This window comes from Microbulbifer sp. (assembly GCF_051659245.1).
Classification (GTDB): domain Bacteria; phylum Pseudomonadota; class Gammaproteobacteria; order Pseudomonadales; family Cellvibrionaceae; genus Microbulbifer.
On sequence record NZ_JBOFOC010000075.1, the window covers coordinates 46,505 to 59,716 of the forward strand.

Genomic DNA, 13,212 nt, shown 5'->3' on the forward strand with positions numbered 1-13,212 from the left:
AAAGTAGGGTGGATAAGCGAAGCGCATCCACCAACTCCGGCGATTGGCTGTGGTGGATGCGCTTCGCTTATCCACCCTACACAAAAAGTGGTTGATAGCGGATTTAAATGAAAAAATACCAAAGCGTTGTTCTGATCGGTATGCCGGGCGCCGGCAAAAGTACTTTGGGGGTGTTGCTGGCCAAAGAGCTGGCGATGGATTTTGTCGATACCGATCTGCTGATCCAGTCCCGGGAGGGTAAGACCCTGCAGGAAATCATAGACGGGAGCGATTATCTGAACCTGCGCCGTATCGAGGGGGAGGTGATTTCCAGTGCCGAGCTGCCCAACCACGTGATCGCCACCGGCGGCAGCGTGGTGTACAGCGCGGAGGGTATGGCCAACCTGCGCCTCCTGGGCCCGGTTGTTTTTCTTCATTGCTCTGCGGCTGAATTGCGCCGCCGTATCCACAACTACGAGAGCCGGGGCATTGCCAAGGCGCCCGGGCAGAGTTTCGAGGAGTTGTTTGCCGAGCGCGAGGCGCTGTATCGGAAATACGCGGATATCACTGTGGACTGCGACGGCAGGGATCTGCAGCAGGTGCTGGGACGGGTGTTGGAAGAGCTGGAAACGCTGAGTTGATAGGCGGGGAGGTTCCGGGCGGCCCTGCTACCGGTAGCCGTTCGTTCAACAGCCTCATCGGCAAACGTCTCTCGAACGGCTCCCGGTATCAGGGCCTTCGCTTCAGGCTCCGGTATTCTTTCCCGAGTCCCTGGTCCGAAGGGGAGGTCCCGGGCGGCCCTGCTACCGGTAGCCGTTCGTTCAACAGCCTCATCGGTCTGTTTATCAGCCGCAGGCGCTTTTCTCGAACGGCTCCCGGTATCAGGGCCTTCGCATCAAGTGCCGGTATTCTTGTCCCGGGTCCCGGGTCCCGAGTCCCGAGCCCCACGCCCCGAAATCAAAGCGGCAACTGGGTAGTGTACTTCACCTGCTTGAGCGCAAAAGTGGAATTCACGGAGGCCACGTTGGGCAGGTGTACCAGCGAACGTTTGAGTAACTGCTCGTAGTGTTCCACGCTGTCCACCACTACGCGCAATACATAGTCTTTGTCTCCGCTGGTGGAGTAGCATTCCACCACCTCCTGGACATCCTGCACGGCGGATTCGAAACTGTTGAGGGATTCCTCGTCGTGGTTGTGGATGGTCACATAGCAGTATACTGTGACCCCTAGGTCGAGTTTACGGGGGTCCAGCAGGGTGACTCGGCCTCGAATGATGCCCTCAGCCTCGAGGCGTTTGATCCGGCGCCAACAGGGAGTGTGGGAGAGGCCCACTTTGTCTCCCAGTTCCGCCATGGAATAATCGGCATTCTCCTGCAGCGCCCGCAGAATTTTGCGATCGAAATCATCCAGGTCTGTCGAACGCTTCATATAAACCCCCATCCTATATATAGTTATTTGGTCGAGATTTCTATCATAATTTTAGGCACAAATGCGTAAATAAAGCAATGTTCTGTTGCGCTTAACGCACTAGTATGACCCGACCAGCCTGTCGCAGGTAAGGCCGTGTTTCTTGCGGTCGCCCAGAGCGGGAGGGCAAGAGGCCGGAATAAAATAATGACTGGTAGTCCGAAATCAGTTTCGAGCTAGGCAGATAACCGGAAGAGGCGGTATGAGTGAGTATGTTGAGAGCCCCCGGCGTGAGGCGGGCACCCAGGTCAGGCAGATTTCCCTGGATGACCGGTACACCACCCTCAAGGGGCGGGTACTGCTATCCGGAATTCAGGCCCTGGTGCGTCTGCCCATCGACCAGATGCGCATGGATCGGGTCCGGGGTCTCAATACCGCCACTTTCATTTCCGGCTACCGCGGTTCTCCCCTCGGAGGGTACGACCAGCAGCTGAGCCGGGCACAGAAACTCCTTCTACAGCACAATATTCGCTTTGTTCCCGGTGTCAACGAGGAACTGGCGGCGACTGCCGTGTGGGGTTCGCAGCAGGTGGGCCTGTTCGACGGCGCCGAGGTGGATGGTGTCTGTGGTATCTGGTACGGCAAGACCCCGGGAGTGGACCGCTCCGGTGACGCTTTCCGCCACGCCAACGCCGCCGGTTCCTCCCCCCAGGGCGGGGCGCTGATCATTGCCGGTGACGACCACGGCTGTAAGTCCTCCTCCTATCCCGGCCAGTCCGAATTCGCCTTCGTGGACATGCATATCCCGGTGCTCAACCCGGCCACGGTGCAGGAAGTACTGGATTACGGCCACTACGGCCTGGAGCTGTCCCGCTTCAGTGGCTGCTGGGTGGCGATGATCACTCTTGCGGAAAACATGGACAGCTCTGCCACCGTGGACGTGGACCCCGAGCGGGTGCAATTCACCTATCCGGAGATCGAGCGTCCCCAGGGCGGCCTGAACATCCGCAAGCAGGACAATCCGCTGGAGCAGGAAGAGCGCCTTTGGCGCTACAAGCGTCCGGCCGCCCTCGCTTTTGCCCGGGCCAACAAGCTGAACCGGGTGGTGCTGGAAAACCCCGACGCCACCCTGGGTATCGTCAGCACCGGCAAGGCGCACCTGGACCTGATGCAGGCCCTGGAGGATATGGGAATCGACGAGCGGCAGGCGCGGGAGCTGGGAATCCGTATCCTCAAGGTGGGCATGACCTACCCGCTGGACGTGCCCGGCATCCAGGAGTTCGCCCGCGACCTGGACTACCTGCTGGTGCTCGAGGAAAAGCGCAGCCTGATGGAAGTGCAGTTGAAAGAGGAGCTGTACAACGTCCACCTGCAGGACCCGCATTTCCCGCGCATTATCGGCAAGGTGGACGAGTACGACCGCCCGCTGCTGCCCATGTACGGCGAGCTGTCGCCGGCGGTGGTGGCGCAGGTGCTGGGCAAGCTGCTGTCCGGCGGGGCTCATACCGGCGCGCAACTGGGCGAGCGCGCCAGGCACCGGCTGACGCGCCTCGATGCACTGGCCGAGCGCATCTCGCAGCAGGCCGGTTCCAGCGTGTCGCGCCTGCCCATGTTCTGCGCCGGCTGCCCGCACAACCGCTCCACCAAGGTACCGGAGGGCAGCCGCGCCCTGGCCGGTATCGGCTGTCACTACATGGCGCAATGGCTGGACCGGGAGACCTACACTTTCACCCAGATGGGCGCCGAGGGTGTGAACTGGGTGGGCCAGGCGCCGTTCACCAGCGAAAAACACGTGTTCGTCAACCTGGGAGACGGCACCTACTTCCACTCCGGCCTCCTCGCCATCCGCGCGTCCGTGGCGGCGCAGGTGAACATCACCTACAAGATTCTGTTCAACGACGCCGTGGCCATGACCGGCGGCCAGCCCCACGACGGTGAACTGCGACCCGACATGATCTGCCGCCAGGTGCTGGCGGAGGGTGTGCGCAAAGTGGTGCTGGTGATGGACAACCCGGACAAGTACAAGGGCGCGCTGAAATTCCCGGCCCAGGTGGAAATCCGCCACCGCGACCAGCTGCCGGTGGTGATGAGGGAGCTGCGCGAGACCGAGGGCTGCACCGTCATCATCTACGACCAGACCTGCGCCACCGAACTGCGCCGCAAACGCAAGCGTGGCCTGCTGCCGAAGGCGGATGGGCGACCGTTTATCAACGAACTGGTGTGCGAGGGCTGTGGCGACTGCGTGCAGCAGTCCAGTTGCATCGCGGTGGAAAAAGTCCAGACCGCACTGGGTGACAAACGCCGCGTCAACCAGACCGGCTGTAACCAGGATATGTCCTGTGTCAACGGCTTCTGCCCGTCTTTCGTCACCATCAAGGGCGGCAGGCTGAACAAACGCGCCGGTGTGGGCGACGTGCTGCGCACCGAGGCGGCCGGGCTGCCCGATCCGCAACTTCCGCAGTTGGCGGAACCTTACAATCTGCTGGTTACCGGCGTCGGTGGCACCGGCGTGGTTACCATCGGTGCGCTGCTGGCGATGGCCGCGCATATCGAAGGCAAGGCCTGCAGCACCCTGGACCAGACCGGCCTCGCGCAAAAAGGCGGGGCGGTCTATTCCCACGTGCGCTTCGCCACGCGGCCGGAAGCTCTCCAGGCGGTGCGTATTTCCGACGGCCGCGCCGACGGCCTGGTGGCCTGCGACCTGATCGCCGCCGGCAACCTGGCCGCCTGTCTGGCTAAGCTGGACGAGAGCCACAGCCGGGCGGTGGTCAACACACACCTGAGCCCAACCGCCGCCTCGGTACTGGGCCGCGAGGACAGCCATTCGCCCCAGGCGGTGCTGGACACCCTGGGCCAGGCGGTCCTGCAACTGGACGCGGTGGAGGGGCACAAGCTCACCAGCGCCGCGCTGGGCGATACGCTGGCGGCCAATATTTTTATGCTCGGCTTCGCCTGGCAGAAGGGCCTGTTGCCGCTGGGCCTGGAATCCCTGCAACAGGCCATTGAATTGAACGGCGTGGCCGTGGAAGCCAACCTGCAGGGCTTCGCCGCCGGCCGCCTGGCCGCCGCCAACCGCGAAGCCCTGGATGCGCTGCTGGTGCAGGACGAGGAAGCGCAGCTGCCGCGCACCCTGGAGGAAATCGTGGCCCACCGCGTCGAACTCCTTACCGGCTACCAGAACGCGCAGCTGGCACAGCGATACAAGGCACTGGTGGACAGGGTCAAGGATGCGGAGAGTCTCAAGGTGCCCGGCAGCGAAGCTCTGGCGGAAGTGGTGGCCCGCTACTACGCCAAGCTGCTGGCCTACAAGGACGAGTACGAAGTGGCCCGGCTCTACACCGACGGCCGCTTCGCCAGGGCGCTGGAGGAAAACTTTGTTGGTGATTTGGGGGCCGGCGACTTCGAACTGGAATTCAATATGGCCCCGCCGCTGCTGGCTCCCTTCGACAAAGCCCTGGGCCGGCCGCGCAAGCTGAAATTCGGCGGCTGGATGTACAGGGCCTTCGCTCTGCTGGCCAGGCTGAAAATCCTGCGCGGCACCGCGCTGGATATCTTCGGCTACACCGCCGAGCGCAAAATGGAGCGTGCGCTGATCCGCGAGTACGAGCAACTGGTAGACGAGGTGCTCGGCAAGCTGAACGCCGGAAACCATGCCTCGGCCATCGAACTGCTCAGCTACCCGGACGGCATTCGTGGCTACGGCCTGGTCAAGGAAGCCAGTGTATTGAAGGCCCGCAAACTTCGCGACGTGGCGCTGGTCCGTTTCCGCGATCCCAAGGCCGGCGTAGCGGTGCCGGCGGTGGAGGTTTTCGACCCCTCCCATGCGCAGCAGGTGGGTTGATCGGCACGGGGCGCGACACCGCGACGCATCTGAAGGCAGGGAGCAGGGGAGAATCCGGTGGATAGGGTAAGCAGTGATATGGCTTTGGCGCTGGTGAGGCTGCGCGGCGTCGCCAGGCGCTATAGCCGACGCCGGGAAGAAGCGGAGGACCTGCTGCAGGATGCACTGGCGGAGGCGGTTGCCGCCGGGCGCACGGATATGGCGCAGCCGGCGAATATGGCCTGGTTGGTAGGGGTGCTGCGCAATCGCGCGACGGAAGTCGCACGCGGCGCGGCCCGGCGCCGCGCGCGGGAGAGCGCTTATGCGGAGCGGACCGGGCGGGCAGTAGCGCTGTCCATGCCGGACCGCATCGACTGGAGCCGGTTTTCGCCCGCGCTCAGGATCGTAGCCAGACTGGTGCTCTCCGGCCACACCCGTGGTGAAATCTCCTATCTGTTGGGGTTGTCCGATGCAACCCTGCGGCAGCGCATCGCCGCTTTGCGGCGTAAACTGGTCCGGGCCGGCGGCGCCCGCCCCTCTGACTTTTCCGGTCTGTGGCGACCACTGGCCTACGGCAGTCTCCGCCGCGCCTTGCGGCACTCCCTGGAGCGGCACGGCGGCCGGCTGGGCGCCCACGACCCGGATGGGCACCTGTTCCTGATTTCCGAAAGCGACCTCACAAAAGCCCCCCGCGCGGCAACTTATCGTGGTAACCACTGTAACCACAAGGAGATCCCCGTATGATCAAGAACCCCCGCGTCGGAAATATCCTCTACTACGTTTCCGATATCGACCGCACCGAGGCTTTTTATCGCGATACCATTGGTCTGGATGTTCTGAGGATGCCGGACGACGGCGAGGGTAACCCCTGGCTGCTGGCCTGCATTCCGGGCAATACCGATCTGCTGTTTTTTCTCGGAGAAGTACGCGCGGGCAACTCGCCGATGATCGTCTTCGATCTAGCTGAAGGCGGTATCGACGACGTGGTGGCGGGCCTGTCGGAGGCAGGGGCCACCATTGTTACGCCCGTGAGCCATGCCCCCGGTGGATGGTCCTCTGAATTCCTCGATCCCGACGGCTATACCCTTTCCCTGTACCAGGACGAGGCTGTGCCGCGTTTACTGGAGGCTCCGGTATAGTGGAGGATGCCCGGCGGATGTGCCGGCGCCCCGTCGTTCGCGGCGGGGCCATTTCACCTCTGGGGTGAGGAATCACAGGTAACAACGTAACTGAAAACGAGATTATGAATGTTCAACTGGTAACATCAGAAGGAGAATTGGATAGGGTTGGTGAGGTTCTTTTGCAGCTCCGGCCTCAGTACAATTTGGACAGCCTCAAGGCTCAGATTCAATTACAGCAGAAATCCGGCTATCAACTGGCCTATGTCACGTCTGTTGGCAAGGTTCTATGCGTGGCGGGGTTTGTTGTCGGCCAAAAGCTGGCGTGGGGTAAGCATATCTACGTCGATGACCTTGTCACTGATGAGGAGCATCGATCTTCCGGAGCTGGCACATTCTTGATCAGCTGGCTCAAGGAGTATGCAAAGGAAATTGATTGTAGCCAGTTGCATCTCGATTCCGGGGTTCAGCGATTTCCAGCCCACAGATTCTATCTGAGAGAAGGATTCAATATCGCCAGCCACCATTTTTCCATTACCGGCCTCTAGTTTGAATAACCGGTTGTGTTGCGTTATTTTTCGGCAACGCCCGATAAGTTTGTGGGAAACTCTGGGCAGGCTGTCGGTTTTCGATTCCCTGTTGAAGCGTGTTACCAGTACATCTGCGCCCGTATCGCCAGCTGCTTGGTCTTGTCCCCGGTAAAATCGTCATCTCCAAGGACGACGTTCATCATAAAGCGCACCCGGGGATTGACGTAGTAGTTGAGGCCGAAAATCAAGCTGCTCGCCTTCAGGTCGTGAATGTCCCTGTTTCTGATGGTGTCGTAGCGGGCGGTGAGTTCCCAGGCACCGTATTTCCCCTCCGGTTTGGGGGATTTGAAAACGGCTTTGCCGGCATTGTAGGGCTTGTGTTCCCCGGTGATTATCCAACTGCCCATAACGTACCAGGCATCCACGCGCTGGTCGTCGATAAAGCAGCCGGTCACCGGATCGCAGGCAAAGGGGGCGGGGGCACCAAAAAAGTCCTCGAAGATAAGTTCTGACAGGTAATAGTTTCCGTCGAAGTCGGCATAGACGTACTCGGCCTGCCCGTAGAGGGGGCCATGGGTTCCCGCCAGTTCCAGGCCGGCGGCATTTACCGTGCCGCCGCCGTCATCGATAAAGAATTCGTCGTCGCCGAAGTCTCCAAAAAAGAAAATATCGCCGCCGGGGGTGAGGGCTATCAGTTGTTGCGGGCCGCGCCGGCCGGCGTAGCTCACATCGGCTTCCAGGGGCTCGGTATCCCGGTTGGCATTCTCGTGGCTGAGGGAGATGCCGAAGTGCAGGGTATCCAGGTCGTCGTTGACGGGCGTCCAGGTAAAGCGGCTGGCTGCTCCCAGACCCTCGTTGCGGGGGTCACCGGGGTCGCGCAGATTGAATCCGGCAACGCCGAAGGTGTAGCAGTCCCAGTATTTATGCCAGCCAACGCCCTGCTGGCGGGAACGGCCGGTGTAGATGCCGCTGGCAGTGACAAAAGAGCGCTCCATCATGGTGATTTCGTTGGAGCTGGTCAGCTCGTCCATCGAACGGTAGGGTTTGAAGTTGCCGATCGTGAGCTTGCCGCCGAGTACCTTGGTGGCGATATAGACGTCTCTTAAACCGCCGGTACCGTCGGAGGCGAAATCCCGATCCAGCTTGTACTCCCATTCCCACAGCTTGCCCTTCATGACCAGGCGTGCGCGGCGAACTTCCGTGGTGCTGACCGGGTCCTCGATATCCGGATCGAAGAGGTAGGTGTCGAAGTGAATCCGCCCGCCGAGCTCGGCGGTGAAATTGCCGTCGTCGGAGGTAATTTTGAGGCCGCCCTTGGTTTCCGCCTTGTCGGCAACTGCCGGATTGCACAAAATTACACCAGCCAAGGCACTGATTTTAGTCAGCTTGTTCATCGACACCTCCCTGTGTGCCTTGTGCAGTTACTAGTAAGGCGGAAGGGAAGAATACCCACTCTCCCCCGGGACCGTATGAGGCAGGGATGCCGATTACGAGCGTACAGGGACGTATTTAAGGGGGGCGCCCAGCCCGTGTCCCGGGAGAGGGGTATTCTTTGCTTCCGCCCCGTTAGTATATCCGGATATTATTGGCGCCTTTCGAGTGTAGCAGCTGTCAAAGCCGCTGCAATTTGAAACCCTTTTTCTGCAACAACTCGACCACGCTTTCTTTTCCCACCAGGTGGCCGGCCCCGACAATCACAAACAGGGAGTCGTGGTTTTCACTGGTACGGATGATTTTATCGGCCATGGCGCGATTGCGTTGGAAAAACAGCGCGTCGTAGAGTGGCTGGAATTCCGGGTTTTCGGCGAGTCCCTCGCCGATCACCAACTGGTAGAGCTGTTCCGCATCGCCCTTTTTCCAGGCGCCGGTCATTCTGGGCACAAAGGTTTCTATCTTTTCCAGCTGTTCCAGGGTCTGCCGCAGCAACAGGTCCGGGTCCTCCAGGCTGTTGAGCAATTGCAGCTGCTGCAGGACGCCTTCCAGTTCCACGATGGTTTTTTCGTCCCGTTTGGCCTGCTTGAGAAAGTGGCGGTCGATTCCCAGGCTGGGGTCCAGCCCCTGGGACTGCATTTCCACCATACTCAGGGTAATCATGGCGATGGCGGGGCGCTGGCGGATAAACAAGGGCTCCGGCAGCTGGCGGCTGCGCAGCCAATCCTGGAGTTTGCGGTAGACATCGGGGGACAAGTCATCGCGGAGGCTCCGGCCTGCGGGGTAGAGGGACTCCTGCATAATCTGCTGTTGCAGCGCGGCGTCGCTCTCCGCGGCCAGTACATCCGCCTCCACCACCAGCGCCGCACTGTCCGCGTAGGCCTGTTCGATCTGCTCGCGCAGGGGGTAAAAGTCTGTGGTGGCCAGGTGCACCGAGCCCAGCAGGTAAACCCGGCGGCCGTCCTTCTCCGCCTGCCAGAAAACACCCCGGTCGTTTGCCGCGCTGGCCAGGCCGGCGGCGAACAGCAGGAAAAAGCTGAGAAACAGCTGTGGCAAGCAGCGGAACTGTCGCGAATTTGTCATTTGGCGTCTCCCTTTGTCGTTGTTGATTGGCATCTTAGCACGGCGCCCGGCCGGGGCAGTTGCGCAGGGGGCCGGTGGAGAAGTTCTTGCCGTATCCCGCGGGGTGGAACGGTTTTCAAAAATGCGTATTGCGGCTCGGCAAACGACCGCCAATCCATCACAATACGACGCTTGAAGGGCCACCGCAGTGCACAAGCAGCTCTATGAAAATCGTACAAATATTGCCCGAATTGAACGGGGGCGGGGTCGAGCGGGGCACGCTGGATTTTGCCCACGAACTGGTTCGGCTGGGGCATGAATCCATCGTGATCTCCAACGGCGGCGAACTGGTGCCGCGCCTGACCCTGCGGGGCAGTCGGCATATCGACATGCCGGTACACAAAAAGTCGCTCTGGTCTCTGCGCCTGGTAGGTCGCCTGCGGCGTCTGTTGGAGGAGCTGCAACCGGATGTATTGCACGCGCGCTCGCGTATGCCGGCGTGGATTGCCTGGCTCGCCTGGCGGGGCATGCCGGAAGAGCGGCGTCCGCGGCTGGTGACTACTGCCCACGGTCTCTACTCGGCGAACTTCTACAGTGCGATCATGGCCTCCGGCGAGCGGGTGATTGCCGTATCCCAGTGCGTGGCGGATTATTTGCAGCAACATTACGGCAAGAAGCTGCGCACTCCTCCGCGGGTAATTCACCGCGGGGTGAATACCCGGGAGTTCGATCGCCGTGCGCCCATCTCCGGCCAGTGGCAGCTGCGCCTGCTCAATGACTACCCGCAACTGGAGGGTAAGAACTGGCTGCTGATGCCCGCCCGCCTGACTCCCTGGAAGGGCCAGCGCACCTTCCTGCAGATGCTCGCCGCGGTCTCCCGCCAGCGGGATGACGTGTTCGGCCTGGTGGTGGGTGCCGCGGACACGGGCAAAGAGAAGTACGCGCGGGAACTGGAGCAACTGGCCCTGGAACTCGGGCTCAGCGACAAGGTGTTGTTCCTGGGCCAGCGCCGCGATATGCGCGAACTCTATGCCAGCTCACAGATCACCTACAACCTGTCCGAACATCCGGAACCCTTTGGGCGCACGGTTGCCGAGGCATTGGCGATGAACTGCCCGGTGGTGTCCTACAACGACGGCGGTCCGTCGGAGGTGCTGCACAGCTGTTTTCCCCAAGGGCTGGTGGAGCGGGGTGATCTGGATGCGCTGGTGCAGACGAGCCTGCAGATCCTCGACCGTCCGCAGTCGATCGATTTTACCGGTTTCAGTCTCGAAGAGATGACGTCGCAGACGCTGGAGGTCTACCAAGAGCTCTGTGCCGGCTGAGAGCCTGTTTGGAACTCTCATACTTCCAGGCGCAGAGCGGTACCCACCCGGCCCTGGAGAGTTCCGCGCAGGCTTCGCACGGTGTGCCGCGCGCACCGTTTCTACTCTACCGCCTGCGGGTTGATCAATTCCCACAATTGACTGATTAACCGCCGACGCCGCGCTGATTATTTCTTCCTGTACTCCGCCGTTCCTCCCGCTTCGATAAGCGGCGTTCAGCTCGCCAATGGCCCCCCTCTCCATAAATCCCATAACCAGTCCGCCAGCCCCCGGGCCTGGTTGACATGGCCGGGGACGCCGTCATTCAGAATGACGATGCGCACCGGGAAACCAGTTGCGCGTACACCTGCCAGGTGGCCCTGGCCATATTGTCCAGGGTCAGCTCCCTGCCGGCGCGGGCGAAGATTGGGGCAAAGTCCCGCCGCAGGCGCTGCTTGTCCTGCAGTGCCGTGCGCAGCTTTTGCGCCAGGTGGGCCGGCTCGTGGTCGTCCAGGAGATACTGGTTGGGAATGTATTCCCCGGCGTTGCCGACGCGGCTGGCCACCACAGGGCAGTGGCTCAGCAATGCCTCGATCAGGGTATAGGGAGCGCCCTCGTTGCGGGAGGTCATTACCAGCAGATCCGCTGCGCGCATAAAGTCGCTGACCCGGTCGGAGTAACCGATAAAATTCACCCGGCTGCCCAGTTGCAGGCTGTCGCTGAGTTTTTGCAGATTTTCCTTCTCCGGACCTTCCCCCAGTACGATCAACTGGGTGTCCGGAAGCTCCGGCATGGCTTGCAGCAACAGATCTATTCCCTTGAGTTTGACCAGACGCGCGGCCACTAGCAGTGTGGAACTCGCGGTTCCGGGAACCTCCACCGGCGCCGTGGCCCGGGCGGCGGTGTCGACGCCGTTGGGGATAATGTTCCAGGACAGGCGCGAATTGGCGACCGCGGTATGGCTGACCGCAATGCGGGCGCTGAAGGCGCTGGCCAGCTTGTCCCGGGGGTGGCGGACGTTGTGCCGGGTGATTACCTGACGTGCGTCGGTGTATTTCTGTACCGCCGCGAGCAACTGCGCGGACTTGCTGCCGTGGCCGTGGGCGATCTGGTATTCGCCGGCGCGGATCTGGTTGGCCAGGCGCCAGACCAGCGTGGGGTGGTGACGGCTGCGGTCGGTGTTCAGCGGAATGAAATCCACCGCCTCGTCCAGGGTGGCCCGGTAACGCGGATGGGCGATCACCGATACCCGGGCGCCGGTGTTGTGCGCCTGCCAGCGGGACAGATCCGCTACGTGTTTTTCCATTCCGCCGTGTTCACGGCTGGCGATAAGATGACAAATACCCTGGATCATATGGTTGCCAACCCGGTGCTGGTTTGCCGGGCCATGCGCTCCAGCAACAGCCGGGCACAGCGCAGGTGCTCGTTGAGTGGCGCGCGACTCTGGCTGGGGAAGCCGCGCAATTGCCACTGGGGGTAGGGGGTGATTTCGCCGCACTCGCTCAGTTGGTGGATACCGCGCAGCAGTTTGTTGCAACGCCCGCGCGGGCACAGGTCCAACACGTCGACGGCCGCATGGCTGTTGAGGGCCTCAAACAGCATGGAGGCGCTGTCCGGGCTGACCCAGATCTATCGTGCGGCGGCGATGGACCGGGGCAGCCAGTCACTGCCGGTGCCGTGGAGTAGCGGCAGTCAATCCCGTAGCTGCAAATGGATTGCAGGTTGGCGAGGCCTTGCAGCAGGCCGTCCACCTCCTTCTCATGGCCGCGATTGCCGTCGCGCAACGCCCATATTGTCAAGTTCATGGTCACCCCGCTCGGTTATGCGAGGTATTTTGCGCGGACCTTGTTACAGGAGTTTGATTGAAATATGACTGTGTGGAGACGGGGGTCGGGGCCGGAATGGATTGTGCCTTGCAGGAGCGGCCGTTGGCCGCGAATAGTGATGGTTTAATCCACAGGCCGATCGCGGCCAACGGCCGCTTCTACAGGGAGAGGCGGGTGTCAGTATCAATAGTTGAAATGCCAGTTAAGCGAGGCGAAGTCGAAACCCGGATTGGGTCTATTGGTGTAGCCGTTGGAAAAATGGCTGTAGCGCAGCGACAGTACATCCCCGCCGCGCAGCCGGTAGCCGCCGGCGAAGTGCAGGGCGAAATTCCATTTGGTGGTGAGGTCGACTGCGCCGAAGCTTTGATTGGACAGGTAGGCGGCCCCCACACCGGCCTCGGCAAAAAAGCCCCGGGGTTCCGCTTTCGGGTACCAGCGCAGTACCGGTTTCAGCTCCAGGATATTCTGGTGCTGGGTTTCTCCGCGGTGCTCCTCCCACAGGTGCGAGTAGCTGCCCTGGAGCCACCATTGCCAATTGTTATCGCCGATTACATATTCCGCGAAGCGGGAGGAATAGTTAATCCCTAGCATTTCCGCGCTGGCGATGGAATCCCGCTGGATCAGTGCATCGTTCAGGCCCTTGCCGGCACTGACGATCAATTCCTGTTCTGCATGGGCGGGAGAGGAGATTAAAAAGACATACAACAGCGCGGCGGCCGGCAATCGATACATGAC

12 protein-coding genes are annotated in these 13,212 nt (G+C 61.3%); 6 read left to right on the plus strand and 6 right to left on the minus strand.

Annotation, left to right across the window (positions count from 1 at the left end):
• Nucleotides 1-107: 107 nt before the first annotated feature.
• Nucleotides 108-620 carry a shikimate kinase gene (locus tag ACRC0P_RS07730; RefSeq protein WP_438629565.1) on the plus strand — a complete coding sequence of 171 codons (513 nt, stop codon included), beginning with the start codon at nucleotides 108-110 and terminating at the stop codon, nucleotides 618-620.
• 316 nt (nucleotides 621-936) lie between these two features.
• Here the strand turns inward: ACRC0P_RS07730 and ACRC0P_RS07735 are convergent, their stop codons facing one another.
• Nucleotides 937-1,407, minus strand: coding sequence for an Lrp/AsnC family transcriptional regulator (locus ACRC0P_RS07735; protein WP_078085981.1), 471 nt, complete (start codon nucleotides 1,405-1,407; stop codon nucleotides 937-939).
• Between the two features lie 241 nt (nucleotides 1,408-1,648).
• Between ACRC0P_RS07735 and ACRC0P_RS07740 the strand changes: the two genes are divergently transcribed.
• The 4 genes from ACRC0P_RS07740 to ACRC0P_RS07755 all read left to right on the plus strand — a co-directional run bounded on the left by ACRC0P_RS07740 (nucleotide 1,649) and on the right by ACRC0P_RS07755 (nucleotide 6,872).
• Nucleotides 1,649-5,227 (plus strand): indolepyruvate ferredoxin oxidoreductase family protein, encoded by a 3,579-nt coding sequence (locus ACRC0P_RS07740; RefSeq protein WP_438629567.1) that lies wholly within the window; start codon nucleotides 1,649-1,651, stop codon nucleotides 5,225-5,227.
• A gap of 57 nt (nucleotides 5,228-5,284) precedes the next feature.
• Nucleotides 5,285-5,950: an RNA polymerase sigma factor gene (locus tag ACRC0P_RS07745; protein WP_438629569.1), complete on the plus strand. Its 666-nt coding sequence runs from the start codon at nucleotides 5,285-5,287 to the stop codon at nucleotides 5,948-5,950.
• A complete protein-coding gene (locus tag ACRC0P_RS07750; protein WP_438629571.1) occupies nucleotides 5,947-6,345 on the plus strand; it encodes a VOC family protein in 399 nt (132 codons plus the stop codon). The genes ACRC0P_RS07745 and ACRC0P_RS07750 overlap by 4 nt, the downstream gene beginning before the upstream one ends.
• 104 nt (nucleotides 6,346-6,449) lie before the next feature.
• Nucleotides 6,450-6,872, plus strand: coding sequence for a GNAT family N-acetyltransferase (locus ACRC0P_RS07755; protein WP_438629573.1), 423 nt, complete (start codon nucleotides 6,450-6,452; stop codon nucleotides 6,870-6,872).
• Nucleotides 6,873-6,973: 101 nt separating this feature from the next.
• Here the strand turns inward: ACRC0P_RS07755 and ACRC0P_RS07760 are convergent, their stop codons facing one another.
• Both ACRC0P_RS07760 and ACRC0P_RS07765 read right to left on the minus strand, forming a co-directional pair.
• A complete protein-coding gene (locus ACRC0P_RS07760; protein ID WP_438629575.1) occupies nucleotides 6,974-8,248 on the minus strand; it encodes an OprO/OprP family phosphate-selective porin in 1,275 nt (424 codons plus the stop codon).
• 217 nt (nucleotides 8,249-8,465) lie between these two features.
• Nucleotides 8,466-9,368 (minus strand): TraB/GumN family protein, encoded by a 903-nt coding sequence (locus ACRC0P_RS07765; protein ID WP_438629577.1) that lies wholly within the window; start codon nucleotides 9,366-9,368, stop codon nucleotides 8,466-8,468.
• Between the two features lie 203 nt (nucleotides 9,369-9,571).
• On the opposite strand from ACRC0P_RS07765, the gene ACRC0P_RS07770 reads away from it, so the two are divergent.
• The gene (locus ACRC0P_RS07770; RefSeq protein WP_438629579.1) at nucleotides 9,572-10,672 is read left to right on the plus strand and encodes a glycosyltransferase family 4 protein; all 1,101 of its coding nucleotides are present in this window, start codon (nucleotides 9,572-9,574) and stop codon (nucleotides 10,670-10,672) included.
• A gap of 304 nt (nucleotides 10,673-10,976) precedes the next feature.
• Here ACRC0P_RS07770 and ACRC0P_RS07775 read toward each other — a convergent pair whose 3' ends face one another.
• The 3 genes from ACRC0P_RS07775 to ACRC0P_RS07785 all read right to left on the minus strand — a co-directional run bounded on the left by ACRC0P_RS07775 (nucleotide 10,977) and on the right by ACRC0P_RS07785 (nucleotide 13,209).
• Nucleotides 10,977-11,957, minus strand: a complete 981-nt coding sequence (locus ACRC0P_RS07775; protein ID WP_438629581.1) for a glycosyltransferase family 4 protein — start codon at nucleotides 11,955-11,957, stop codon at nucleotides 10,977-10,979.
• Between the two features lie 44 nt (nucleotides 11,958-12,001).
• Nucleotides 12,002-12,280 (minus strand): ELM1/GtrOC1 family putative glycosyltransferase, encoded by a 279-nt coding sequence (locus ACRC0P_RS07780; RefSeq protein ID WP_438629619.1) that lies wholly within the window; start codon nucleotides 12,278-12,280, stop codon nucleotides 12,002-12,004.
• 380 nt (nucleotides 12,281-12,660) lie between these two features.
• Complete coding sequence (locus tag ACRC0P_RS07785; RefSeq protein WP_438629583.1) at nucleotides 12,661-13,209, minus strand: acyloxyacyl hydrolase; 549 nt, start codon at nucleotides 13,207-13,209, stop codon at nucleotides 12,661-12,663.
• Between the last annotated feature and the right edge of the window lie 3 nt (nucleotides 13,210-13,212).